The organism is Pirellulales bacterium (assembly GCA_035546535.1).
Taxonomy (GTDB): Bacteria; Planctomycetota; Planctomycetia; order Pirellulales; family JACPPG01; genus JACPPG01.
This window is the reverse complement of sequence record DASZWQ010000033.1, coordinates 17,863-44,264: the sequence shown is the minus strand read 5'-3', so window position 1 is coordinate 44,264 and position 26,402 is coordinate 17,863. Positions and strand designations below refer to the sequence as shown.

Annotated in this window: 19 protein-coding genes; 8 read left to right on the top strand and 11 right to left on the bottom strand. The window is 64.2% G+C overall.

Annotated elements, in window-relative coordinates; all coding sequences use genetic code 11:
* Positions 1-248: 248 nt before the first annotated feature.
* From VHD36_04220 to VHD36_04205, 4 genes are all read left to right on the top strand, one after another.
* Positions 249-1,772 carry a hypothetical protein gene (locus VHD36_04220; protein HVU86500.1) on the top strand — a complete coding sequence of 508 codons (1,524 nt, stop codon included), beginning with the start codon at positions 249-251 and terminating at the stop codon, positions 1,770-1,772.
* A 309-nt stretch (positions 1,773-2,081) separates the two neighbouring features.
* Positions 2,082-3,011: a diadenylate cyclase gene (locus VHD36_04215; GenBank protein HVU86499.1), complete on the top strand. Its 930-nt coding sequence runs from the start codon at positions 2,082-2,084 to the stop codon at positions 3,009-3,011.
* Between the two features lie 210 nt (positions 3,012-3,221).
* Complete coding sequence (locus VHD36_04210; protein ID HVU86498.1) at positions 3,222-4,352, top strand: DUF1559 domain-containing protein; 1,131 nt, start codon at positions 3,222-3,224, stop codon at positions 4,350-4,352.
* Between the two features lie 54 nt (positions 4,353-4,406).
* Positions 4,407-4,733 carry a hypothetical protein gene (locus VHD36_04205; protein HVU86497.1) on the top strand — a complete coding sequence of 109 codons (327 nt, stop codon included), beginning with the start codon at positions 4,407-4,409 and terminating at the stop codon, positions 4,731-4,733.
* A 59-nt stretch (positions 4,734-4,792) separates the two neighbouring features.
* Here the strand turns inward: VHD36_04205 and VHD36_04200 are convergent, their stop codons facing one another.
* Positions 4,793-5,569 carry a phytanoyl-CoA dioxygenase family protein gene (locus tag VHD36_04200; protein HVU86496.1) on the bottom strand — a complete coding sequence of 259 codons (777 nt, stop codon included), beginning with the start codon at positions 5,567-5,569 and terminating at the stop codon, positions 4,793-4,795.
* A gap of 142 nt (positions 5,570-5,711) precedes the next feature.
* On the opposite strand from VHD36_04200, the gene VHD36_04195 reads away from it, so the two are divergent.
* Positions 5,712-6,704, top strand: coding sequence for an NADPH:quinone reductase (locus VHD36_04195; GenBank protein ID HVU86495.1), 993 nt, complete (start codon positions 5,712-5,714; stop codon positions 6,702-6,704).
* 212 nt (positions 6,705-6,916) lie between these two features.
* On the opposite strand, the gene VHD36_04190 is transcribed toward VHD36_04195, so the two are convergent.
* Positions 6,917-7,942, bottom strand: a complete 1,026-nt coding sequence (locus tag VHD36_04190) for a hypothetical protein (GenBank protein HVU86494.1) — start codon at positions 7,940-7,942, stop codon at positions 6,917-6,919.
* A 330-nt stretch (positions 7,943-8,272) separates the two neighbouring features.
* Positions 8,273-9,010: an SDR family oxidoreductase gene (locus tag VHD36_04185; protein HVU86493.1), complete on the bottom strand. Its 738-nt coding sequence runs from the start codon at positions 9,008-9,010 to the stop codon at positions 8,273-8,275.
* A 425-nt stretch (positions 9,011-9,435) separates the two neighbouring features.
* On the opposite strand from VHD36_04185, the gene pruA reads away from it, so the two are divergent.
* Complete coding sequence (gene pruA, locus VHD36_04180; protein HVU86492.1) at positions 9,436-12,468, top strand: L-glutamate gamma-semialdehyde dehydrogenase; 3,033 nt, start codon at positions 9,436-9,438, stop codon at positions 12,466-12,468.
* A 181-nt stretch (positions 12,469-12,649) separates the two neighbouring features.
* On the opposite strand, the gene VHD36_04175 is transcribed toward pruA, so the two are convergent.
* Genes VHD36_04175 through VHD36_04140 form a run of 8 tightly spaced genes read right to left on the bottom strand, consistent with a single transcriptional unit; the run spans position 12,650 to position 24,912 of the window.
* A complete protein-coding gene (locus VHD36_04175; GenBank protein ID HVU86491.1) occupies positions 12,650-15,472 on the bottom strand; it encodes a vWA domain-containing protein in 2,823 nt (940 codons plus the stop codon).
* Positions 15,469-17,253, bottom strand: coding sequence for a BatA and WFA domain-containing protein (locus VHD36_04170; GenBank protein HVU86490.1), 1,785 nt, complete (start codon positions 17,251-17,253; stop codon positions 15,469-15,471). Before VHD36_04170 ends, VHD36_04175 begins: the two co-directional genes overlap by 4 nt.
* Positions 17,254-17,280: 27 nt before the next feature.
* Positions 17,281-18,150 (bottom strand): DUF58 domain-containing protein, encoded by an 870-nt coding sequence (locus tag VHD36_04165; GenBank protein ID HVU86489.1) that lies wholly within the window; start codon positions 18,148-18,150, stop codon positions 17,281-17,283.
* Positions 18,143-19,687: a hypothetical protein gene (locus VHD36_04160; GenBank protein HVU86488.1), complete on the bottom strand. Its 1,545-nt coding sequence runs from the start codon at positions 19,685-19,687 to the stop codon at positions 18,143-18,145. The genes VHD36_04165 and VHD36_04160 overlap by 8 nt, the downstream gene beginning before the upstream one ends.
* Complete coding sequence (locus VHD36_04155; GenBank protein HVU86487.1) at positions 19,684-20,613, bottom strand: ABC transporter ATP-binding protein; 930 nt, start codon at positions 20,611-20,613, stop codon at positions 19,684-19,686. The genes VHD36_04160 and VHD36_04155 overlap by 4 nt, the downstream gene beginning before the upstream one ends.
* Positions 20,614-20,615: 2 nt before the next feature.
* Positions 20,616-22,406: a hypothetical protein gene (locus VHD36_04150; GenBank protein HVU86486.1), complete on the bottom strand. Its 1,791-nt coding sequence runs from the start codon at positions 22,404-22,406 to the stop codon at positions 20,616-20,618.
* The gene (locus VHD36_04145; GenBank protein ID HVU86485.1) at positions 22,403-23,482 is read right to left on the bottom strand and encodes an AAA family ATPase; all 1,080 of its coding nucleotides are present in this window, start codon (positions 23,480-23,482) and stop codon (positions 22,403-22,405) included. Before VHD36_04145 ends, VHD36_04150 begins: the two co-directional genes overlap by 4 nt.
* Complete coding sequence (locus tag VHD36_04140) at positions 23,479-24,912, bottom strand: hypothetical protein (protein HVU86484.1); 1,434 nt, start codon at positions 24,910-24,912, stop codon at positions 23,479-23,481. Before VHD36_04140 ends, VHD36_04145 begins: the two co-directional genes overlap by 4 nt.
* 743 nt (positions 24,913-25,655) lie before the next feature.
* On the opposite strand from VHD36_04140, the gene VHD36_04135 reads away from it, so the two are divergent.
* Positions 25,656-25,964, top strand: coding sequence for a cytochrome C oxidase subunit IV family protein (locus VHD36_04135; protein HVU86483.1), 309 nt, complete (start codon positions 25,656-25,658; stop codon positions 25,962-25,964).
* Positions 25,965-26,000: 36 nt separating this feature from the next.
* The gene (locus tag VHD36_04130; GenBank protein HVU86482.1) at positions 26,001-26,375 is read left to right on the top strand and encodes a hypothetical protein; all 375 of its coding nucleotides are present in this window, start codon (positions 26,001-26,003) and stop codon (positions 26,373-26,375) included.
* Positions 26,376-26,402: the final 27 nt, after the last annotated feature.

Here is a 26,402-nt window from a genome sequence, read left to right as displayed (position 1 = left end):
ACAAACCCTGCGCGAGCTCTCTGCGCCGTGGCAATGAAATTGGTCGAATCCCAGCAAAGTTAAGTAAACGGACCGGCCGCATTCACTCCTTGCGAAAAGGGGCCGGCCCAAAGGACCCCGTCGGCGCAGCAAATCGAGGCGATCAAGCGCGCTCGGAAATGTGCGCGGCGGATCGCGTTGGATGATCACTCGCCCGAAATCTTTCCTCGGAGGTCTCCGCGCCTCCGGTCGGCAGCAATCGGAATTTTATGAAGCGACAAACTCTGTGTGCCGCCACCACGTGGTGCGCGATGGCCCTGCTCCTGTCCGCTTGCGTACACGCCGCGGGCAGTCGATCGCGCACCATGGCCGATACCGATGAGCGCGGCGTGTTCATCAGTCTTGAGGGGGCCGGCGTCAATTTCGTTGAGGAAGATAAAGACGCTGATGCAGCGTCGTCCATTTTGGGAACGCCGCCGACCGACGAGACAGCAACCGACGGCGGCCCGCGCGTCCCCGCCAATTGCGAAGACGACACCGATGCCGACGCCGTGGCGCCGGCCGATGCTCCGTCGCCCGACGGTCCCCTTTCCACAGCGATCGAGCAGCCGCAAAGTGAAACGATGCGGCGGCATATCGTCCGGCTGACCCCGCGCATGTCGATGCTCCGCGAGCGCATTCGCGAAACGCTCGGTTACTACCACAACAAGCGGCTCAACACCCGCGATCACAACCCGTGGGAAGTCATGCATTCGATCGTGGCGTACGGCGCAGCGTCGAATCTGAATCGCAACGGCCCCGACGGACCGATGGTGAACGCCATCTCCTGGCTGTGCTGGAACGGCGAGTGCAAAGGCAACCGCATTCTCGAGGTCGCGGACGGCAAATTGGCGGCGCGTAAGGGGCCGCAAGTCCAAGGTCATCCCGGGCAGTTCCTGGCCATCCTCGCCCAGTGGGACATCGCGACGAACTGCCCGATCAAAGTCGGCAAACAGCAGTTCACGCTCGAGGATCTGATCGAATCCGAAAAGCTCGGCTGCCAGCCCGGCATGGAGCTGACGTTCAAGCTGATTGGCTTGAGCTATTACCTGGATATCGATTCGCGGTGGAAGAATTCGACCGGCCAGATGTGGTCGATCGAGCGACTCGTGCGCGAGGAGCTCGGACAGCCGATCGTGGGGGCCGCTTGCGGAGGAACGCACCGCCTGATGGGCCTGGCTTACGCCGTGCGGAAACGCGAAACGTCGGGGCGGCCGATGAACGGTGAATTCCGCCGCGCCCAGAAATACCTCGACGATTATCACCGCTACACATTCACGAAGCTGCAAAACCCAGACGGCTCGTTCAGCACCGAATGGTTCAAAGCCCCCGGCGCGCGGCCCGACCTGGGACGTCGCATTCAAACAACCGGTCACATCCTGGAATGGCTTTCTTACTCACTGCCCGAAAGCGAATTGCAGTCCGCCAAGGTCGTGAAGGCGGTCGAGTATCTGTCCGGCGTGCTGCACGACGGGATGAGCCAGGACTGGGAAGTGGGGCCGCTGGGACACGCTCTGCACGCGCTGGCGATTTACGATGGCCGGGTGTTCAAACCGCTCGACCGCCAGGCGGAAGAGGAAGACAACGTCGCAGGCGGCGCGAGCGACTTCACGCCGGACGTTGTTCTGAGCGACAGCGACACTCCTTCGCCACGTGCCAAGATGCGGCAACAGACGACGCATACCACCCGACGCCCCGGCACGCCCCCCTCGGCTCGAAGCAATCGGCCCACTGCTCCGCGCCCCCACAACTAAAAGTCGCGAAACGGCCGCCTGCGGTGCACAAAATCGCCGATTGCGTCAGCCGGGTGATTCCTGACCCTTGGTCGAGGCGCAGGCAATTCGACGCGGCCGATGGCGATCCTCGCGGCTTGGTTCGCGGCCCCTGGCACCCACCGCGCGCACCGTGGGGCGCCTTGCGAATTTGGAAGTTGGCAGGCCGTCAGCTCCTGTTGCCCAGAGCGGCGAAAACCCGTACATTTTCGGGCGCTTGCGTGCCTGCTCTTCGCGCTTCTGCCGTTTCGTCGCGCTGTCCTATGTCCGCACCACGTGCCCTAGAGCCGCATGACCCCGACCCGTCCCAGCGAGGAATTCCTGACGATTTTCCGGGCGGCGGTGCGCTTGGCCGAGGCGGTACACGTCGATGCGATTCTCCTCTTGCTCGAGGACTCGCTCGACTGGCTGCAATTGAAGGAGCACTGCGGCAATCAGAAGCTTCTATTGGCGGCGGAAAAAGATTCGGTCGTGACCGGCGCCGAACAGGCGGGATTCGCGTCGGTCGTTTTGCCTGACGCCTTCGATACGCCGGTCCCCGAAAAGCTTTCGCAAGCGCTGTTGAACGCCGTGGCCGACGATCTGTTGGTCAGTGGCGCGCGTGTGGTCGCGCTGTACGGAGGCTTCGAACCGCATTCGATCGACTCGATCAGCTTGATCGATCTGGGCGATCACCTGGGTCGCCTGACGGTGAAGGATCTGCGCCAATTGGAAACGCGCGTGCCGCTCGACACGCTGCAAACCGTGCTGAACCTGGCCGTGGAAATCGGCCGCGAAGGACGCGAAGGAAAGCCGGTCGGCACGCTGTTCGTCGTGGGCGACACGCCCAAGGTGCGCCGCATGAGCCATCCGGCCAGTTTCGACCCGGTAAAGGGCTATAGCCGCCGCGAGCGGAATCTGAAGTCGCCGCGCGTCCGCGAAGCGATCAAGGAGATCGCGCAGATGGATGGCGCTATCCTCGTGGCGCCGGACGGCACGGTCGAGGCCGCGGCGCAATATCTCGACGCGTCGGCCGCGGACGTGACGCTTTCCAAGGGACTCGGCGCGCGGCATTGGGCCGCCGCCGCCATCAGCCGCGCTACCAAAGCCGTGGCCGTCGCCGTGAGCGAATCAAACGGTACGGTGCGCGTCTTCCAGGATGGCGAGGTCGTGCTCCGCATCGAACCCTTCCGCCGCCCCATGAAGTGGAAGGATCGGGATCACGACGGAGCCGATCACTAGCGGGGGGCGTTCTCGGCGCCACGTCGACTTTGCGGGCATTACGGTTCCGCGTCGGCGCCCACGGCTACACGATTTCGCCCCCGTGGGGCTCGAAGTACCAGTGCCTTGAGAGTTTTGATCACTCAAAATCACGTATTGCATAGAACGAAATCACGAGTATCATGAGGTGAAATCTCGGATCAGCTGTTCTCCGACGCTGCTGAGGGGCCCGTGTCGCGTTTCCATCCGCCAAAGCGTTCGCGCAGTCGCTACAGCGGCTTCACGCTCATCGAGCTCTTGGTCGTGATCGCCGTGATTGGCATGCTCGTCGGCATGTTGCTGCCGGCCGTACAAGCGGCGCGCGAGGCGGCCCGCCGCGCGCAATGCGTCAACAACCTGAAGCAGATCGGCCTCGCCCTGCAAAGTTACGAGAGCACACACGGGCGATTCCCCCCGTCGTGCGTCACCAGCGTCGGCCTGTACCCTCGCTCGGGAAATACGGATGGAATTTCCTGGCCCGACAATCTCATGGTTTTCCCCAGCGGCTTCGGCTGGGGAGCGCTGCTTTTGCCGCAGCTCGAGCAGACGGGGCTATACAACCAATTCAATTTCAACACGGCCTGCTGGGCGATTTCGAATGCAACCGCTGCGGCGACCCGAGTGCCGGCCTTTCTATGTCCTTCGGCCACCGGCGGCAGCGACGGCTATGTGGTCGAGAGCCCCGTCCCCGGTCCGACGGTGACCGGCAGTGGCAACACGGGAACCGACATGCTTCGCTCCGACGGCAGCCCGATTCTCTTTGCCCATTCGCATTACGTCACGAATGCCGGCCAGAATCAGCCCTGGGGCCGGAATGCGGACGACAATGCGAACCACGATTACACGCGCAACATGGACCTGCCTGAGCCCTTGAACGGCGGCCGGCCTCCCTGCGTGATCAATGGGCCGTTCTATCCGAATTCGCATACTCGTGTGGCCGATGTCACCGATGGCCTCTCGAATACGGTTTTCGTCGGCGAGCGGAGTTCCTTTTTGTGCAACAACACCTGGGTGGGCGTCGTACCAGGCGGAGGCACCATCCCGCGCATGGACCTGTATTCTTGGCCGTCCGAGAACAACGCCGCGACGAACATGGTCGGCTGCCACAGCGGGCCCGATACTCACGACCATCCGCAGGTCATCATCCACGCCCCGAACAATCCTTTCGGCCATACGGACGAAATGTGGGGCGAGCATTCGGCACCCGGCTGCAATGTGCTGTTCGGTGACGGCTCGGTGCGGTTTATCTCGGCATTCATGGACGCCGACACCTGGTGGTACCTGTCGACGATGAACGTGGGCGACTTGCCGGGGGCCTATTAGATGGCATCGCCGAAGAAAAAAGATGCCCCGCATTACCGTGGCGCCGCAATAATCGTGGCTGGCCTGATTGTTTTGGCATTCCTGCTTGCCTGGTCGTGGTGGCCCGTCAAGCCCTCGCTAGGAAACGATCGTGACGTCGTCGCAACCACCGACGCTTTGTTCACGGCCCTCACGTCGCATAATCACGACCGGCTGAACGAATGCGAACGGCGCTTGCTCGCCCTGCGCGAGTCGGGCCAGTTGCCGTCAGGTGCCGCGGCGTATCTGGAAAAGATCGTCGGCCAGGCCCGCGCCGGAAGCTGGGATTCGGCGGCCCGCAAGCTCTACGCGTTGATCCGCTCACAATCGCACCAGGCACGCGTGAACCGGGTCACGACTTAAATAGGTCAGGCGGATAACGGTCCTTTGGCGCGATCCGGTTGTCTGAAGACTCACCCCCCTCACGGCGCCTCGGCCCGGGCGGCCCACTCCTTGATCGCCGTGTCCGTGACTTTCACCAGCGGCTCGTAGCGCGGATGGCGTGATTCCTTGTAGGGGTCGTTCCGCGCGGCGTTGTAGCAGCAGATCAGCGACCAGCGCGAATTCGGCGAGCGGTTTTCGTCCGAGCGGTGCAGCAGGTTTGAGTGAAAGAAGAGGGCGTCGCCAGGGTCTGCCTCGATGTAAACGAGATCCATCCGCGCAAGCGCCTCTTCCACGCGCTCCATGTCAGCGCCGGTTTGCTCGCCCACGCGACCATGGTCCAGGCGGCCCATATGGTGCGAGCCGCGGATCACTTGCAGGCAACCGTTGGCTTTGGTCGCGTGATCCACAGCGATCAGGCAACTGGCCAACAGCGGAAACAGACAACCGTTGTGGTACCAGTAGCCGTAGTCCTGATGCCACTCCCACGCGCCGCCGACGAACGGCTCCTTGAGCATCATCTTGGTGTGATAGTGATACACTTCGCCGCCGAGCAGTCCTTCCATCCGGTCGACGATCCGCGGCGAGCGCGAGAACATGCTGTACAGGTCGTCGCCCGCCTGGTTCCACAGCGCCAGCCGCGTTTCATTGCCCGCCGCGTCCTTGCGGGCGTAAGCGCCGGCCGCCAGGGCCGGATCGCGACGCGCGAAGGAGAGCAGGATCTCCATCTCCTCGGCGTCGAACAACTGCCGCACCAGCAGATAGCCGTCGCGATCGAAACTGACGAGGTCCTGGCCCGATAGCACGCTGCTCGACATCCGACGCTCCTCGCTAGATTGTGTCGCCCGTCCATCTGCCAATATAACAGTGTTTAACGGCAGCGCCGCAGGCGTGCCTGATGCCGTTTAACGGCAGCGCCGCAGGCGCGCCCGCATACACCCGGAGAGGACACCGACAACCATGAAAGCCGCTTACATCAAAACGCCCGGTCCCGCCGATGCGATCATCTACGGCGACCTCGCGGACCCCACGCCGGGCGAAGGCGAAGTGCTCGTGCGCATGAAAGCCGTGGCCGTGAACCCGATCGATACGTACATCCGTGGCGGGCTGGTGAAGGCGGCGCTTCCCAGCCCGTTCGTCATCGGCTCGGACCTGGCCGGCGTCGTCGAGAAATGCGGGCCGAAGGCGTCGCGCTATAAACCGGGCGATCGGGTGTGGGCCAGCAGCCAGGGAATGGCCGGCCGGCAGGGCTCGTTCGCCGAGTTGGTCGCCGTCAACGAGCAATGGCTCTATCCCACGCCCGCCGGCGTCGACGATCGCGCGGCCGCCGCCGTGGCGCTCGTGGGCATCACGGCGCACCTGGGTTTGTTCAAGCACGCCAAGCTGCAATCCGGCGAGATTCTGTTCGTCAACGGCGGCACGGGGGGCGTCGGCTCGATGGTCGTGCAAATGGCCAAGGCCGCGGGGGCGCGCGTCATCACCACGGCCGGCAGCGATGAAAAGGTGGCCGAATGCCGCACGCTGGGCGCTGACCTGGCGCTGAATTACAAGACCGCCGACGTCGATGCCGAGGTGCGCAAATTTGCACCAAATGGCGTGAACGTCTGGTGGGAGACGCTGCGCGAGCCCGATTTCGACCGCACGGTGGGCCTGTTGTCGTTGCGCGGCCGCATGGTGCTGATGGCCGGTCGCGACGCGCGCCCGGTGTTTCCCGTCGGTCCTTTCTACGTGAAGGATTGCTCGCTGCACGGTTTCGCGATGTTCAATTCGTCGGTCGCCGAGCATCGCGCGTGTGCCGACGATATCAACCGCTGGCTCGCCGAGGGCAAATTGAAACCAAAGATCGGTCGCGAATTCAAACTCTCCGAAGCGGCCGCCGCCCACAAACTGCAAGAAGATAACACGCTGCACAAAGCCGGCACGCTAGCCGGAAAGATCGTGCTCGTGCCGTAAGAGAGCGGGCAGAGGGCAGCAGGCAGTGAAGAGTAGTCGGTAGTCAGTAGCCACTGAAGACCGGCGCGAACTCCCTCTCCCATCGGGAGAGGGCCGGGGTGAGGGGATCAGCGATCAGCTTCAACCTTGAAGACCCTCACCCTAACCCTCTCCCGATGGGAGAGGGGATGTTCCTTACTGCCCTCTGCCGGCTGCCTACGGCCCACTAACTCCTATTTCCGCTTAACGCGAATCTTCACCCGATACTCGCCGGGGAATTGCTGATTCTGCGGATCTCCTTGCATGGCCACGGCCAGTTGCAATACGCCCGCACGGTCGGCGGTGAACGAGTGTTTCGAACCGATGCGAAATACGCTCCCCTGCGGTCCGATTTTGCCCACCAGCGTTCCGCCGGAGATCTTGTTCGGCACGAACCAGCCGTAATTCGGGGCACCGTCGGGCGTGCTCACGGCCTGGTTGCCCCAAGGGGTCATGGTGATCGTACCGTCGGCGGTGATCGTAATTTTATCACCGCGCTCGACGCGCACGCCCGAGTCCTTGATGTTGCGCATCACCAGGTTCGTGCCTTCCACGGTCACGGTTTTTTGCGTGTCGCGCTTGGACGACGTTTCGCGCTCGATGCGGCGGATGTCGCTGAGCTTCACCTTCAGCACGCCGTACTGGCTGGCGATCTCGAATTCCTGCGGCACGATTTTGCCCACCACGGTGAAATCGGCGGTCTCGATCGTGTCGCGCTCGATCAACCGTGGCGCCGGCGACTGCTCGTCACTGTCGGCCTCCTCTTCGGCCTGATCAAACTCTTCGAGAATCGCCTTCACGCGGCTGCGGCGCTCGGTGTCGGCATCTTCGGCCACTCGGGCGAGCTTCACGCGGATCGAAGGGCCCATCGCCACGAGCGCCTTTTGCGCCGCTTCGCGCTCGGTGAACGCCGAGGAGCCCAGCTTCTCGATCAACTCGTCGAGATTCTGGCCGACTTGCGGATGGCTGCCCAGTCCGGGCGTGAGACTGACGATCGCAGTCACGGGAATCGTCAGCTTCCCGTACGCGGTGTCGACCTCCAACTCGCGCGTGGCGAGCTTGCCGCCAACCTGCGAGCCGTCCATCAGGTGGATCTTCAGCACCTCCGGATCCGCGGTAGCAGGCGCCGCGGGCGCCGGCTGCTGAGCAACGGCTGGTCCCGCGCCGCGCGTCACGATCAATGCTCCCCAGCACGCCAGCAACAGGCATGCACCTCTCATGCGATGTCCCCCCTTCGTTCGTCCCGATTCGCGATGCTGCCTCCCGTTTTTCGCCAGGCAGTTGCGAGAATGAAGTTTCCCTCTCCCCGAGCGGGGAGAGGGCAGGGTGAAAACGTCGGGCGTCCCCGAAATCTTGCCCTGAGCGCCGCCGCGCCACAAGCCCATTCTGCCGCGCGCCGGAACTGTAATCCAGCAGAAAAGAATCTCGTTCTGGCCGATTCCGATTCCGGTGCCGTCGGTGGCTCGTCCACCAGTGAACGCTCAGAGAAGACCCGAGTGCCAACGAATGAAGATCCTCAAACCGCCGAAATACGACGGAAGAGCGTCCGCTTACGCGAAATCCTGGCTCGTCGGCTTGATTACCAGGTCCGTCACGTGCGCCCGCGGCGGCAGGCAGGCCACCATCAAGACGGCCGCCGCCACGTCATCAGGCTGCAAGATTCGCGCGCGATGCTCGGCGCTGACCGGCACCGGGCGATTGTCCAAAATCGGTGTCTCGACCTCGCCCGGATAGACATTCGTGACGCGGATATGGTGCGTCGCCTCTTCGCGCCCCACGGTCGTCCCTAGCCCGGTCATGGCGAATTTTGATGCCGTGTAGCCGACGCCCCCCAACAGCGACGAGCGAATGCCCGCGATCGACGAAATATTCACGATCAAGCCATTGCGCTGTGAGCGCATCTCGGGCAGCACGGCGCGCATGCAGTAGAACGCGCCGCTGGCATTGATGCGCATCATCTTGTCCCAGTCCTCCGGACTGAGCTCGGCCATCGTGCGCTTGCGCACATTCACGCCAGCGCTATTGACCAGGATATCGAGCGGCCCGAGCGTGGCCATCGACCAGCGGAACAAGGTCTCGACGCTCGCCAGGTCCCCCACGTCGACCGGGTGGCAGCTCATGGCGGGCGACCCTGTGAACTCTTTGCAGGCGGCCTCGAGAGGCTCGCGCCGGCGCCCGGCGATCGCCACGCGGCACCCTTCGTGGGCCAGGGCCAGGGCCACGCCCAATCCGATGCCCGTTCCACCGCCGGTTACCAGAGCCGTTTTACCCGCTAGACGTTTTGACATGGTCGACCTTTCCTGATTCAGCACCCACCGCACCGCATGCGGCGTAGGAAAGTTATCGAGCCGGCAGGCGTCCAAGGCAAGGGGGCGGGCCGTAGAGGCCACGGCTGTTCGGTTTTCTAATCCTCACAAAAATGCAGGCGAGACGCCTGCACCACAAGATTCCGAGGCGAAACAAGTTGTGGTGCGGCCGTCTCGGCTGCACGTTTTCCCAACTTCAACTATGAAATACGTCCGCCGCGCCGCATGTGCCGCCAGAACGACGAGGCTGGTTTACGCTGAAACACCTACGGCGCCCTGACAACGAGTTGTCAGGGCCACCCAGACGGACGTTTCCCGCGTGAGGCGCCGCACATTTGCCGCGCACGCTAGCGCCCGCATACGATTCTTTCAGCCCAAAGCACTTGTCCGCACGTGAAGGAACGGCGTTGATTGCCCCTTTGACCGATAAAGACCTGGCGACGATCGAAGCCTCGACGCGGCGCATTGGCCGGCACATCTTCGATCACCTGGCCGACCAGCGGCCGAACATCCTCGAACGCGGCTGGTGGGACGACCGCATCATGGCCTGGGCCATGCGCGACGAGTCGGTCAAGGTGCAGATGTTCCGCCTGCTGGACGTGCTGCCGATGCTCGACTCGGGCGAGTCGTTGACGCGCCACCTGCACGAATACTTCGACGACGTGGCGCGGTTCCTGCCCGCCGCCGCACGATTGGGTTTGTCCGTGGCGACGCCGCGGTCGCTAGCCGGGCGCGCGCTGGCGATCGCCACACGCCGCAATGCGCTGTCGCACGCCCGTCGCTTCATCGCCGGCACCAACGCCGGCGAAGTGCTCGCCGCCGCCATGCGCGAACGCAAGCTGCGACGCGCCTTCACGCTCGACATCCTGGGCGAAGCCGTGGCCAGCGAAGCGGAGGCCGATCATTACCTGCAGGCGTATCTCGATCTGATCGCCGGCATCGCGCCGACGGTCAATTCCTGGCCCGAGGTGCCGCAGATCGATCGTGACGCCGGCGGCAACCTGCCGCGCGTGAACGTGTCGGTCAAACTATCAGCGCTCGATAGCCAGTTCGACCCGATCGATCCGGTGGGAAGTGCCGAGCGCGCTGGTCGCCGCTTGCGAACTCTGCTGCGCGCCGCGCGCAAGGCCCGGGCGTTCGTCAACGTCGACATGGAATCGTATAAGGTCAAAGACCTGACGCTCACGATCTTTCGCCAGATCCTGGAAGAGGACGAATTCCGCGGCACGCCGCACGTGGGCATCGTGATTCAGGCTTATCTGAAAGACTCGGAAGCCGATTTGCGCACGATGGCCGACTGGGCCCGCCGCCGCGGCACGCCCGTCTGGGTGCGGCTCGTTAAGGGAGCCTATTGGGACTACGAGACGGTCCTGGCCCGGCAGCTCGATTGGCCGGTGCCCGTCTTCGAGCGCAAATGGGAGACCGACGCCAACTACGAACGGCTGACCGATTTCCTCCTGGCCAACCACACGCTGCTGCGCCCGGCGCTGGGCAGTCACAACATTCGCTCGCTGGCACATGGGTTGGCCGTCGCGCGGCATCTGGGCCTGCCGGAAACGGGACTCGAGCTGCAGATGCTGTACGGCATGGGCGATCCCGAAAAGCAGGTTCTCGTCGATCTGGGCTACCGCATGCGGATTTACATGCCGTATGGCGAGCTGATCCCCGGCATGGCCTATCTCGTGCGACGGCTGCTGGAAAACACTTCGAACGATTCCTTCCTCAGAGCGAGCTTTGCCGAAAACGTCTCGCCGGAGACTTTGCTGATGACCCCCCTCGATTCCCCTCGCGCCGAAAAAGTGCAACCTGTCACGGTGAATACGTTGCCGCAAGGCACGGCCGCGACCAACGACGCGGAGTTTCGCAACGAGCCGCTGGCGGACTTCTCAAAGGCCGAAAATCGCCAGGCAATGAGCGAAGCGTTGTCCCGCGTCCGTACGGCGTTCGGCCAGTTTCATCCGTTATGGATCGGCGGCCGGCCCGTCGAGACGAACGACCAATTACTATCGATCGACCCTTCGGACAAGGAACGGGTCGTGGGCATCGTGGCGGCAGCGGGTCGCGCCGAAGCCGATCGTGCCATGACCGCCGCGCGCGAAGCCCTGCCGGCCTGGAGCGCCCGCCCCGTTGAAGAACGAGCCGAATATCTGCGCCGGGTCGCGACAATCATGCGCGAGCGGCGCTTCGAGCTGGCCGCTTGGGAAGTGTACGAGTGCGGCAAGCAATGGCGCGAAGCCGATGCCGACGTCTGCGAGGCCATCGACTTTTGTGAATTCTATGCCCGCCAGGGAATTGCCCTGCAGTCGGAGCGAGGCCGCGACATGCCCGGCGAGGAGAATCGTTTCTTGCATTTGCCGCGCGGCGTGGCGGTCGTGATCGCGCCGTGGAACTTTCCGCTGGCGATTCTCACCGGCATGACCACGGCCGCGCTCGTGACCGGCAATACCGTGGTGATAAAGCCGGCCGAGCAGTCGTCGGTCGTCGCGGCGCGCATGTTCGACATTTTTCAGGAGCTGCAACTGCCGGCCGGCGTGCTGAATTATCTGCCCGGCCGCGGCGAGACGGTCGGCGCGGCGTTGGTCGAGCATCCGGATACGGCCGTGATCGCGTTCACTGGCTCGCGCAGCGTGGGGCTGGCCATCAATCGCCGCGCGGCCGAAACCTCGGGCGTCCCCGGCTGCCCGCGCGTGAAGCGCGTGATCGCGGAAATGGGAGGCAAGAACGCGATCATCATCGACGACGACGCCGATCTCGACGAAGCGGTGTTAGGGGTAGTGAAAAGTGCCTTCGGTTATCAAGGGCAGAAGTGCTCGGCCTGCTCGCGCGTGATCGTGCTCGCGGCGGTCTACGACCAATTTCTCGCGCGCCTCATCGAGGCCACACGGAGCCTGAAGGTCGGACCGGCCGACGATCCGGCGACATCTGTCGGGCCGGTGATCGACGCCGAGGCCTTCGCGCGCATCCAGCAGTACGTTGCGATCGGGCGCAGCGAAGCGACCGAAGCGCTCGCGATCGACGTCGGCAAGCTGGCCGCAAAGGGCTTTTACATCGGCCCGCACATCTTTACCGACGTGGCATCGACGGCGCGCATCGCCCAGGAGGAGATCTTCGGTCCGGTGCTGGCCGTGCTGCGCGCCGCGGATCTCGACGAAGCGATCGCGATCGCCAACGGGACGGACTATGCCCTGACCGGCGGCATCTTCTCGCGCAGCCCCGCCCATTTGGAACGCGCGCAGCGCGAGATGCTAGTGGGCAACTTGTACTTGAATCGGCCGATCACCGGCGCGCTCGTGTCGCGGCAGCCGTTCGGCGGATTCAAGATGTCAGGCATCGGCAGCCAGGCCGGCGGCGGCGAATACCTGCTGCAGTTCGTCGTTCCGCGCACGGTGACCGAAAACACCATGCGCCGCGGCTTCGCCCCCGCGATCGAAGAATCGTAACGGCGTTTTCGCATCGGCGCGCAGCGGAGACGCGAGTCCACGGTAACTGTTGAAGCAAAAGCGATCCGTGGGCTTACCGCCCGCGGCTGCACGATGGCACCCCTGCCGGGGCTGAGACGGATCCGATCGCGAAATGAGATTGGAAAAAGGCGGTGCCCACCACTTGCCAATCCATCGACACCTACCGTTGCGTCCGCCGCGCGGCGCGTTGGCGCGCTTCGCTCAGCGCGTCGATCACTTTCTCGTCGCTGGCCGGCGGCGGTTGCGGCGCGGGCGCTGCCGGCGCTTCGGCACTCGGCGCTGCTGCGCGCGCGACTGGCGCGGTGCGCAGCGGAACCGCGGCCGGGCGCGTGGCCGGAGTCGCTGCCTCGCGCCCCGTCGGTGTCCCATCCGCGGAGACTTCGCCGCGCGTGCGCACAAGCGCCGGCATCTTCAACAAGCGCACGGCGCTGGTAAGCAGCCCGGTGCGCCGCTGCAGAACTTCGGCCAAGAGCAAGAGCATGGCCGCCATCGACAGCCAGGGAGCCAGGTTCACGTAGCGCGGTCGCTTCGGCAGATCGCCCCAGGCATCGGCCAGATTGATCCGCTCGACGCCCCCGGTCGTACGTGCCAGGCGTTCCAGCGTGCGTAGGCCTTCTCCCTCGGGCCGCGGCGCGAACTCGGGCGAGTAGGGGAGGCAGACGGGGGGCAGCGTCGCGCGACCGATGCCCGGTAGTTCCAGGCTCGTCAGCAAGGTTTGCTCGCCACGCAACGGGACGTCGGCCGAAAGGACGTCCGCCGTGGTCCAACGCAGCGGCACGTGCTCGGCGGCGGGCTTTTGGCCCTCCTTGCCCAAGAGCACCGACAATTGCGGCACGGCGGCAAAGGGGGTCTTCTCGCGTTCGCTATCCAGGTGCAACTCGACATGGCACGTGCCTCCACGCAGTTCCTGGGTGAGCAGCATGTCGGGCCCAAGGCCTTGCTCTTGTGCGCTCACCCAGCGGGCGAGCGACGAAAAGAATTCGCCCACTTGCGGCCACTTACCGAGCGCTCCGGTGTATTGTCCATCGGCTTGCCCGGTGTAGCTCAACACGCGTCCCAGCCCGGCTTGCCAGGTGGCCACGAGCGGAGCCTGGTAATCGTCGACGGTGACGGCGGCGAGATTTGCCTCGGGTCGCAAGTAGCAGAGGTTGTAACCACCGACTTGCGGCAGTTCGCCCCAGGGCTGCGCCGTGAGCGCGATCATGCCCGCCGTGGTGCGCACTGTGGTCGGATCTTCGAGAAATGAGCTGCGCGCCACCAGGAACGTGTCTTGCGCGAACAAGCGCGGCAGTTCGTGGGCGTCTTCGGTGAACATGCACTGCCCACCGCCGCGGCGAGCAATATCCTTGAGCAATTCGGAGTCGCGATCGCGCTCGGTCCCCAAACCGATCACGCTGACCGTGATGCCCGCCTTGACGATCTGGTCGACCAGGTTGATGTAGTCGCCGGGCTCTTCGCTGTCGTTGGCGTCGGAAAAGAGAATGATGTGCCGCGTGCCTGCCGAGGCGGATGCGATCATCGCCGCGGCCTTCTGTAGCGCCTCATAAACGAAGATGCCGCCGCCGCCGGAATCGATGCCGAGAATCTTGTTCCGCATCGCCTCGGTGTCCGACAGGTCCGACAAGGGGACGATTTCGTGAGAGATCGAATCGACCGCCAGGCAGCCAAACTGATCGGCGCCCGAGAGTTGGTTGAGAACCTCGGCCGTGGCCAGGTCGGCCAGGTCCATCTTCGAGCGGCCGCCCGGAACGGGAATGGCCATGCTGCCGCTGCGATCGAGCGCCACGACGATGGCCAGCGACAACTTGCGATGTTCGCGACGCAACTCCATCGAGACGGGCAGCACGCGTTCCAGCGCGCTTTTGAAGTATCCGCCGGTCCCGTAAGCGTTGCGACCGCCGGTCGTCAACAGTCCGCCGCCGGCTTCGGTGATCCAGGCGGCGAGCGTTTCCATTCCTGCCGTGCCGATCTTGCTGGCCGGAATGTCTTCGATCAGCACGGCCGTGAAGCCGGCCAGATCGGCCAGCGACCAGGCACATTGCTCGGGCAGTCGGCGATCGATCTTCAGCCCGCCCGCGGATAGCAATTCCGGCAGCGACGAGCCGGCCGGGCTGACACACAGCAAGGGCTTCGCACCGCGGACGCCCACCAGGAAGCGGGCGCTATTGTTTTCCATAACCTGGTCGTCGTTACCCGCCGCGCGCACGCGCAAAACGTATTGGCGGGCACCGGCGTCGCCGGCCTTATCGCGGAAGACTAAACGGCTGCGCCCGGCCGGCACGGTGCGCTTTCCTTTGGTCAACACCTGGTCGCCGAATACCAGCTCGTAGGAAACTTCTTGCGCGCGTGGGCTTTCGACCCAACCGGAAATCATGAACGCTTCGGCCGCCGCCACGGACGACGGTGCGTCGACGTGATCGATCGCCAGGTCGCCCACTCCCTGCCGCCCGAGGGGACGATAGTCGATCGAGACGCCGGCGCTGGCCGCGCGCGCGGCGGCTGCCGCCACGTCGCCGCCGGTCGTATTGCCGTCGGAGATTAGTAGGATGCGTCCCGGGCTGTCGCGCGGAATGAGGGAAATGGCTCGCTCCAGCCCTTCGGCCAGGTTCGAGGCTTCGTTACCCACGTCGCTCATGAAGCCGCTGAACCGCGCGTGCTGCGGCGGCTGCTCCACCGCGGCGCGCTGACCAAACGACACGACCGCCAACTCGTCGCCGGCCCCCATCGCGCGATAGAGCAATTCCGCGGCTTCCGCCTGCTGGTCCTGGCTGCCCGAGGGCATCGACAAGCTGCGATCCGCGACCAGCACGATGCAACCATTTCGGCTGGGCAGCACGATGCTCAGGCCGCACAGCGCCAACAATAGAAGCCCCAGCGTGATCGCGTGCAGGATCGTGAGTCCGCGCGTGCGCAGCGGCCGCAGCCAGAAGGTGACGACGATCGGAATAATCAAAATCAGCCAGAACGGCCAGGTGAATGTCATGAGCCTGGTGCTCCGCTGCGCGAGAGAACGACCAGATGAGCCACCAGGCAACCGATGGCAACGAGCAGAAACACCCAATCGAGCCGCACGTGCTGGTCTTGAAAAACTTCGGAATCATTCCAACTTCCCCAGCGACCGGTAGCGCACTCTAACAGATTCGATTCGTCGGCGTTGACCGCATTGCAGGCAAAGGCGAACTGCTGCGCACCGGCGCGAACATTGTATAGCCCTATCTGGTCCGGCCGCACTTCGTGGCGCTTACCTTCGGCAATAACGCTTTGCTCGCTGCCGTCGGGTCGTTTCACAACCACTTGGGTGTCGCGCGTCGGTTCCTCGACTAGGGTAAAACGCAGCAATTGACCGAGCTGCAGATTCGTCGCCGCGGGTCCCGGCAATGCCGCCGCGCGCCAACGCACCAGGTTGGCGATCAGGATCGGCCACTCCGGACTGTCAGCAAGATTCGACAGTTCCATGTCGATGGCCAGTTGCACGTGGTGCTTGCCCGAGGCATGCTCCTCGTCCGCCACCAGCACGCGGTTACCGGCGGTGATCACCGGCACTCCGTGCGGCACGTTGTTTTCGGCCGCCGACCAGATGATCGCCTCGAGCGACAAGCCTTCGGTCAGCGGATGGCTACGATCCACGACATAAGGCCCTTCGAAGGCGACCGCATCGGTCCCGCCGAGCAACTCGAACTGCCAGGCGTCGCTATCGGGTGCGGAAGCGCGGTCGGCGATGATCAGCTGCGGGCGGCTGTCGACGACCAGCGACTGACCGGCAGCCTCGAGGGCGCGCGTGATCGCGCCCTTTAGCTTATCGCCTGCCCGCTCGTCCTCGGCGACCGCGATTTGCACGCGCACGGGCGCCCGGCGCGGCGAAACCAGCACCACTTCGTTGTCGATCGCCAGCTCATCGTCGTTCAGCTTGGCGCGCAGCTCGGCCGAACCGGACACGAAACTCATGATCAACCGGCTGGCAGCCCCGGCCCCCAGGTCCAATGTCTTTCGCTGCGGCTCGCCGAGATTCGCCCCTTGGAGCACGAGGCCTGCGCGCGTGCCCGTCGAGCCAAGATGGGTAATCTCCAGCAGCGTTCGATCTTCCTCGCCAGTTTCGCCACCGCTCGACCGTTCGCGGGCGGCTGCCGTGATGGCGGTATTCGATAGCGGCTGTCCGAAAGCCCACCATTGCACTTTGCCGGGCGTAAGCTCTTCGGGCGGTTCATGGTCGCTGATTACGAGAATCCGCGCCGTTTCGCCGCCGATTTCCGCGGCGAGCGCCACGGCCGGCTCGAGCGCCGCCGTGGGCGCCGTACAGCGCCAGTCTTCGAGCGCCTCCTGCAATTGATCGGCGTTGCGGATCGACTCGCCGAGTAGTCTTGGTTGCGAACCGGCCAACACCACGCGCGCGACGTACGCGGTCCGCTGGAACTCCTTGACAAGCGCCTCGCGGGCACGCGCGCGCGTACTTTTGTCCTTTCCGGCCTGCATCGAATACGAGTCGTCGAGCACCAGCACGATGGGCCGGGCGAACTGCGACCGCGTGAAGCTAAAGCCCGCGGCGGCCAACACGATCGCCGTGATCGCCAGCAGCTCGAGGAAAAAAGCCAGCGGCGTTTGGATCTTCTCGACGATCCGGCCTCCTTGTTTCGGCCGGCGCTGGTCGATCCACAGGAAAAGGCTCGATACCACGCGCACTTGGGCTCGGCTGCGCAGCCAATAGATGGCCGCCAGTGCCGGCACGCCTACCAGTCCCGCCAGCATCCAGGGGAGCGTAAAGAACATGGAGGATCGTTCCCCGTTCGTACGAATCTAGACCGCCAGCGCCTCGGCTTTGACCAGCGGCGAGAGGTCCCAGGTGCGACACAAGTCCTCGGCCACGAACGATACGAATTGCGCCCCGACCTTGCGCGCCGCCAGGTGCCAGTCCTCCTGATGCCGCGCCAGCTTTTCTCGATAACGGGCCTGTCCCTGCGCATCGACAAACGCTTCGAGCGTTTCGCCAGTCTCGGAATCGACCAGGCGGCGGTTGCCCAGCCCGGGAGGTTCGACGTCTTCGGCCGCCAGGAGCTGCACGACGAACACGGCCGCCGCGCGATCGGCCATGGAATTCAGGATTTCGAGCGGATCGCCCAGCCACAGGCAGTCGCTAATGAACATGCGAATGCCGCGCGGCCGCCAGGCCGGGGGGAGCGTGCGAAATGCCTCGGCGGGCGTGTTATGAGATTCGAAATCGAGACCTTGCCAGGCGCGCGGGCTTTGTGAGCCGCCGACGATCGGATGGCAACCGCCGGTCGTCAGAAAGACTTGCCGGCTGTAGCCCGCGTTCTCGGCGGCGCAAGCCGCGGCCGCGGCCAATCCGAGCGCGGCGCGCCGTTTTTCAGTGCCGGCGAGCATCATCGAGCGCGAACCATCGACAACCAGGTCGAGGTGCGGGCAGACCTCTTGCCGAAAGACCTTGATCACCAGCTTGTCGGTCCGCGCGTAGGCGCTCCAGTTGATACGCCGCAAATCGTCGCCCGGCTCGTAGTCGCGATGCTCGAGGAATTCGAGGCTTTCGCCCGCCGCCCGCGCCAGTTGCGATCCCACGAGTCCGGCCGGCGCGCTGCGGGGCGCGGCCAGGCGATAGCGCGCGCCGGCCTGCTCCCCTTCGGCCAGAAACCGGCGAGTTTCGTCAGCCATGAGCCACCGCCGGGGCCGGTTCGGCCAAGGCGACCGGCTGTGGTTCGGCCGGCTTGAGCTCATGCCGCGCAAACGCACTCCATTGCTGACGGAACCACCGGAAGTTGCAACCGGTGGCCACGATCGCCCAGATCATAAGGAAATAAAGCACGATATAGCGCGCGAATTCACGTTCCAGCACTGCCGGATTCGTGAGCACGAACTCGATCGGTAACGTGTCGAATCTCCACAGCGGACCTTCGATCAGGTAAGCCAAGAGAAGAGGCGCCAAGCAGCCGACGGCAAACAGAATGCAAGCGAGCACGGCGCCCAGGATGGGTGGCGACTTGGGCGCGAGCCAGCGGCGCACGAGCAAACCCGTCATCGCGTAGCATACGGCGTACAGTAGCGCGCCGGTCATCATGGCGATGCTGTCGCGCAGCGCCTCTGGCCGAATGCCTCCCAGATGGGAACGCGGAAGCATACCATTCGCCGCGATCGCCGCGAGTAGCGTCACGGCGCCGAGCGTAAAGCACCACAGTACGCCCCCCGCCGAACCCGTAAAGAGGAGCCAGGCAACAAATCGCGGCAGCCTGCCGCGCGGGATCGCGCGCCGGACGCGCGGGCTCCAGCTCTCGCGCTCGGCCAGCACGAATACCAGCACGACGCTAACGACCATGACGCTGGTTACCAGCCAGCTCCCCATTGGCAGCGGGCTTTCCTCGATCCAGCTCCAGACGCCCATGATCAGGCCGAACACTATCCAGCAGGCCGTCACGAAGACGCGCACGGGGAGCATGCGGTTCGATGACCGCGCGCTGATCGAGGCCACGGCCAGCAGATAGAAAAATCCCCATGCACACAGCCCGAACAGGACGACGCAGCCAAAGACGGCCCAAGCCTCGCGATCGTTGAACATGAAGGTCAGGCCCATCCGTGCCAGCTGCATGCAGCCAACGATCACCATGGTCGTGATCCAGCACCAGGCGAAGAGGAAGGCGCCGGCCAGCAGCAAGCGCAGCAGCCATCCGCCCGCCACGCTGCCGACGAAGATGGCCAGCATCGTGACGCCGGCGGTACAGGCGAAAGCGATGGCCAGGCTGGCAAAGATCGACGGCAGATCGATCCCCCGCAGCAAGTAAGTGAATGTCAAAAAGGGCATGCACGCGCTATAGATCAAGGCGATCAGCGCCACGGCGGCCCAGAATTTGCCCCGGATGATGGCGGCCGGGGCAATCGTGGTGGTAAACAAGAGATCGATGTTCGCGTCGTTGCGCTCCATCGTCAGGCGGATGCCGGCATACAACGGCACGAACACCAGGCACGTCAAAGCCAGCACCACGAACAGCCAGGCGAACAGCTCCTGACCGGCCGTTTCGTTCGAGTTCGCGTCGGCGTTGAGCATCAGGAAGCTGCACACCACGAACACGTTCACGAGCAAAAAGACGAGCAAGATGGCGATCACCAGCCGGCTTTGCACGGCCTGGCGCAGCTCTTTGACGACGATCGGATTCGCGCGATCGCCGATCGTGGCGGCGATCTTGGCCAGCCGGGTCATTGCACTTGTCCCTTGGTGACGGTCATGAAGATGTCTTCCAGATCAGCGCGGCGCTGATGAAACTCCACGATTCTCACGCCCGCGGTCACGAGTTGCCGCAGCAGGTCGCCGCAGACGTCGTCGCCGCCGTTGACCTCGGCCTCGACCACGGGCCCCGCGATGCGCGATTCGCGCACCAGGGGCGACTCGAGCAGGGCCCGCTGAAGTGCATCGATCGGCCCTTCGCAGCGGATGATCACCGTGCGCTCGATGTTTTCGGCCTCCACGACGTGATCCATCTGCCCGGCGCGCAGCATGCGCCCCTGCTCGACGATCACAACGCCGTTGCACATTTCCGAAAGCTCGGTGAGGATGTGCGAGCTGACCAGGATGGCCTTGCCCTGGTCGGCCAGCACCTTCAACAGTTCGCGCAGCTCGATGCGGGCCCGCGGATCGAGCGCGTTGGCCGGCTCGTCCAGCACCAGCACCGGCGGATCGTGTACGAGCGACCGGGCCAGGCTGACCCGCTGTTTCATGCCTTTCGAGAGATCGCGCAAGAACTTGCGGTTGATGCCCGTCAGGTTTGTGAACTCCTCGACGCGTTCGACCAGCGAATCGCGATTCACGCCGCGCAAACCGTAGGCCCGGGCGAAGAAGTCCAGGTATTCGTGTACGGTCATGTCGCGGTGCGTCGGCAGGGTGTCAGGCATGAAGCCCACGAGGCGACGCGCTTTTTCAGGCTCGTCGACGACCGAGATGCCGTCGATCGTGGCGTCTCCTTCCGTGGGCTCGTCCAGCGTGGCCAGGATGCGCATCGTAGTGGTTTTGCCGGCGCCGTTGGGACCGACGAAGCCGACGATATGTCCGGACGAGAAGCTGAACGAGACACCGTCCACGGCCTTGGTGCCGCCGAAGTAGCGCTTCAGGTTGCTGACATTAACGTCCATTTCTAACGTCCATCGCCCGTTTCCGCGCAGATGCCGTAAATGATCCCCACGCTCCCCTCCTGCGGCGCCGTCGGGAGTGGATCGTTCAGAAAGGGACTCTTCTTGACCACGGCCAGGTAGGTTCCCGGAACGAGAAAAGTGTCGGGGTACTGCCGCAACGTGTTCAGCGAGTAGCTCCAGTTCTGCGTAAACAACTCGCGCAAGGGCTTGCTTACGGTGCCTGCACGCTTGGCGAGCTTGTCATCTTTGTCGAGTTTCGCTTCCTGGCCGGCCGGCAGGTTCTGGGCGACGTGAAAGTTGCCGTCGGCATCGCGGTAGTGCAACGATTCGATCTCCTCTCCCAGGCCGTTGACGACCGTGATCGTGCCGTCGGCGTCGCGGCGAATGGAGAGCCGCTCGCGCCGGGTTTCGTTCATGCGGAGAGCCAAGCACGCCGGCACGCGGGCCATCACCCAGCCCGAGTCAAGGTGCTGATCGTTCGTCCAATCGAGCGTCCGCGACCGCTGATGCCGGAAGGGATCAGCATACCGGTCGTTGGCGTACAAAGGCGCCACCGCCGTATCGTAGGAAAAATGCAATCCGTCGGACGGAGTCAGTGGGCAGTAGTACGAGACGAAGCCAAGCGTCGAGGCGCGATGGTTGTTCTCGTCGAGGATCGTGACCAGCGACGTGCGGCCGTGGCCGTGAACTCCCTCGGAAGCGAGCGAGTAGGCGAACACCACCAGGCAAGTGGCCAGCGACACGGCCGGCACGATCCACCACAACCACATCTTCCGGCCGCGGCGCGACAGAAACCATACGTTGACGGGTCCGATGCCCACGGCGAAGGCGATCACCAAGACCAGCAGGCCGCGCACCGGCACCTTCACCTCGCCCACCACTTGCAGGGTCGGATCATTCGGCGCGTTTTGCGTGCGGTTCATGCCTTCCCAGAACTCCGTGGGCCAGGGCGCCTTCGTCGGGCAGGGGCGCAGGATCCCGAAGCCGATCCGATACAGCCCGTGATTGGCCTTGTCAGTGGGATTTCGCAACGTCTCGGGTATGGCGGTTGCCAGGGGGACCCCGTGGACCAGGATCATGCCGCCACTTTCCGCATAGCGGTGCAGCGCGCGACCGACATCTGCCGTCAATGACTCGGCCTCTTCGCGGGTCAACAACACCACGTCGTAACAGGTGTAGCCCAGCCACTGCGGGCTCCACTCGCTGACCGGCAGCTCGCTGCGCAGAAATCCCGCCTGGTCGCCGTGCGCGACGCGCACCTGATCTTTTAATTCCTGCGGAACTCCGCGACTGGCCAGCACGTTCAATACTCGGTTGCCGCTCGTCGGGTGGCTGTAACCGCGGTAACCGAAGTTGAACGGGTTGTCCATCGAGAGCTGCCCTTCCTGACGCCTGCCATTGATTTCGACGGCCAGCCGCTCGTCGACCACTTGCAGCGCCGGCTGAAATAACGACACCGTGGAGGTTGTTTCGGGCGCGACCCGCACGGTGCGCGCATTGCGCGTGACGCAATCGCCGTAGAACGTGCTCATATGCGGCGGATAGACCAACCGCACTTCGTGTTCCTTGGTCGTCGAGCGATTCTCGACCGTGATGCGGAATTCGAGATATCCCTCTTTCCCTGTCTGGAAGACCGTCCCCTCGGGGGTCGGTTGCGGCTGCACGGTGACCGTGATATCGCCGAAATGCTGTTGCGCTGCCAGGCAACAGGAAGCCGCCAAAACTGCCCAAGCCGCCACGAGCAGCCACGACGCATGCCGCAACACGCTGCGAATCGGCCCGCGAGCAATCATGATCGGCCGTCTCCTTGAATGCGGACATCCGCGGGAAGCGACATGCCCGATTCGTCGATGCGATTCAACAGGCGCTGAATGATGACCGCCGGCGTCACCTGTTCGAACCGCGCCTTGTAATTGAGGATCAGCCGGTGGTTCATCACCGGCGCCGCGATGGCCTTCACGTCCTCGAAGCCGGCGGTCGGCCGGCCGTCGATCAAGGCGTGTGCCCGAGCGGCCTCGGCCATGGCAATGGCGGCGCGCGGCGACGCGCCGTAAGTGACGTACGAATTCACATCGTCGATCGCTTCGGCCGCGCCGGGATGCGTGGCGACAACCAGCCGCGAGATATACCGGCAGACGGGCCGTGGCAGATAAATCTTGTCCATGATCGCCATCAGCCGTTCGAGGTCGGCCGAGGTCGAGGGGGCCTCGGCCGGCGGCGCTTCGCCGCGGCGACGCGTGGCGATGATCTCGGTCAGCACGTCCACATTGACGTCGCCGACCGCCAGCTTGAAAAGGAACCGGTCCAGCTGCGCCTCGGGCAGCGGATACGTTCCTTCCAGCTCGATCGGGTTCTGGCTGGCCAGCACGAAAAACGGCCGCGGCAGCGGGCGCGTCTGTCCCATCAGCGTGACCGAGCCCTCTTGCATCGCTTCGAGCAAGGCGGATTGCGTCTTGGGCGAGGCACGATTGATCTCGTCGGCCAGCAGGATGTTGGTAAAGATCGGGCCCGGCTGAAACGACATCTCCCGCCCGCCCCCCGGCACGTCGCGCAGCATGTGGGTGCCGAGAATGTCGCTGGGCATGAGGTCGGGCGTGAACTGGACGCGATTGAACTTCAGGTCCAGAATCTGGCCCAACCCCTTGATTAGCGCGGTCTTACCGACGCCGGGCAGGCCTTCGAGCAGGATATGCCCACGGCTGAGAATGCCAACCAGGACCAGGCGGTGCAGTTGCTCGCGACCGAGCAACATCTGGTCCAACTGAACGAGCACGCGGCGCGTGAGCGCCGTGCTCTCGGCGATCGTTTGCGGCGAGACAAGCGCAGACTGAGCGCTAGCGCCTGACGCTGACGCGAGATCAGATGTCATGGTGCCTCGGAAGCCTTGTTCCGTCCCTGCGTTTCGCGGGCGAAGTAGCGTTGGACCGCCTTGCGATGCTCGGGCAGGATGACCTGCGTCCGCGCCGATCCACGCCCCGCGTTGGATGTGTCTAGTGCGCCGCCGGCGGTCGTCTCGGCCGGAGTATCCGCCGTCGGATCGCCGATGCTGACTCCCTGCAAGGTGCTGTCCTTGACCGAGGCCACGGCCCCTGGCGGCAGCACCTTTTCCTTGAACTGCGTGTTTTCCGCGCTCGCGCCGTCGGTCCAGGTCATGGCCGCATCGCCGCGCCCACGATTGATGCCGCCGCGGCCGGGCTTGTTGCACTGGGCCAGCGCGTCCGACAAGCAAAAGCCCTCGCCATCGCACGCGGCCAGAAGCGCCGCCAGCGCGTCGGGATCGATCTCGCACTGGCCGCGCAGTTGCGCGAGCATCGAAGGGTCGATCAAGCGTGCCTCGCATAGCCGGCCGAGCGTGGCCAGGTTGCCCCCCTTGCAGTTACCAAGCGCTTGCGCCAATTCCGCAAGCTGCGCCGGGGCGAGCTCACCCCCTTCGGCAAGCTGCTTCATAGCTTCGGCAAGCGCCCCGTCCAGCGATTCGCTTTCCTTGGTCGCGAGCTGCACATCCTCGGCCAGCAGCTTCATAGCCTTAGCAAGCTCGGCGGCTGCCATCTGACTGTGAGCATCGTCGAGTGCCGAGGCCAGCTCTTCGGCCTGCGCGGCTTTCTCGGCCGCGCGCGCCTTGTCCTCGGCGGCTTCAGCGGCCGCTTTTGCGAGTGCTTGCTCCAGGTGGTCGAGCGCCTCCCAGGTCTTGCTCGGATCGTTTCCGGCTGCGTCGCGCTCGAGTTCGTCGAGCGCCTGCTCGAGCGCTTCGGCTTTTTGCGGAGGCAGGATATTCTCTTCCTTCAAGACCTCGATCTTGGCGGCCAGCTTCTCGACCTCATCGGCCACCACCAGGCGCTGCGAATTCGGCTGCTCCAGGAAGCGCGCCGGCACGACGAATGCAAAGAGTGCAAACAGAGCACAGCACGACAGAATGCCGCATTGCCGCCTTCCGTTCCAGGCGACGCGCGGTGCGGCCGAGACGGCGGAGTTGTGAAGCGACCACCCGCTCGTGTCCGTATCACCGGCGGCCATCAGCAATCCACCGCAGCGCCAGTGACCATCCAGCAGGGCCCGCACGGCCGCGATGGTCGGCTGCTTGCGGTGAGCAACGACGCCGCCGAAAGCCGCCGCGCCAAGAATCCCGAGGGCGCCCCAGGCGAGCGGTTCGCGCGGAGTCGCGAGCGCCGCGCGCAGCACCAACGCAATCGTTCCCCAAGTGAGCAACCAGACCGAGAGGGCCGTGACAAAAGCGCGAACACCCAAGACGGCGCCGATCTTGGCGCGCGTACTTGCGATGGTTCGTTCGTGGTCGATCATTGAAGCCCCGGTAGAAGTGTCGCGCCGAGAGCGCCGTGCGTGGCCGCCGCCGGCAATGCCTCAATCACCCGTGAATCGTCCCGAATTCCACTCATGATCCTATCCCCTGGCGCAGGGACGCACAACATTTAAGCAACCCCAGAGGATCATCGTTCGGCAGTCGCCTAACCCTTTCCTGTCAATTCATTTGCATGCACTACTAATCAGGCGCCGCCTGCCGTTGTTTACACACCGCTCGGCGGCGGGCTTCTTAACAAGCGTACGGCGGAAACCGTCTTCGGCCACGTGCTGAAAAACGGCACAGAACCACAGAACCCCGTTTCGGCGGCGCAGGGGATCCGCAGTTGCCTCGGTTTTGGTCGTTAAGAACCGCTCGCGCGCGGACCACGTTCGAGGCTCGACGATTCCTGCGTCAACATGTCGCTTTTTCAGATGCGTTCCCCCGGAAGCGTCTCGCGGCAGCATTCGGGGGGTGCCTTTTCGTGCCGGCTACCGCAAATGAATGGATCCCGGACTAAAGCGATGTCTTCAATGCGCGTGGCCGTTTGCCGCGCACTATGGGCGCTCTCCCGCCACCAAATCTCGGCGGCCGGCGTCGACCGTCCGCCAAATGACCGTTGCGTTCGCGGGGCGCTCACGTTCGCGGGCGGCATTTACTTTGCACAGACATGGCCCGCATTGCACCGCGAACCGTTCGTTCTTTTCCGTTGGGCTTCGCGGCCGCCACGAGCGAAAGGGACTCCATGTCCAGCCGAGCTATCTCTCCGGCGGCATACCTGGTCGTGCTTGCCGTGCTCGTCGTGCTGACGTGCGTGACGGTCGGAATTTCCTTTATCCCACTGGCACATGATTGGCACCTGGCGCTGGGGTTGCTGATCGCCGTGGTGAAAGCCTCGCTCGTCGGATTGTTCTTCATGCACCTGCTGCAAAGTCGAGCGGCGGTCTGGTCCGTCGTGTGTGTCGCGCTGTTTTGGCTGGTCATGGTGCTCGGCGCGCTGACCTTTGCGGATTACGTATCCAGGCCCTGGGTACCGTATGTTCCCGGCCACTAATGAGAACTGATGGGCGGCGTTGCACCGCGACTTCCCATGCACGATCGAGAGCAACACGCGGCAACCGCTCGGGCAGTGTTGGAAAGGGCCGGCCTGCCACCTGTCGCGCTTGGCATCAGTTCGATGGTGCTGGGGGCGATCGCCGCCTGCCTGTTCCTGCTACCGGTGATCTCGATTCCCTTAAGCGCGTCCGCAGCCGTGCTGGGGCTGGCGGGAATCGTTGCGGCGCTTTTCGGCCGCACCGCGGGTTTGCGCTTGGGCGTTGCCGGCCTGGCCATCTCGATGACGGCTTTAGTCCTCGTCGCGGCGATTGCGCACGCGCCGGCCGGATACTTCGGGCCAAAAACCATTTTCCCCTCGATGTCGCCCGCGGCGGAACGCCCCTACGTGCCGCCACCGGCATCCCTGTAAATCGCAGGCGTGAGGCCGCCCTGGCAT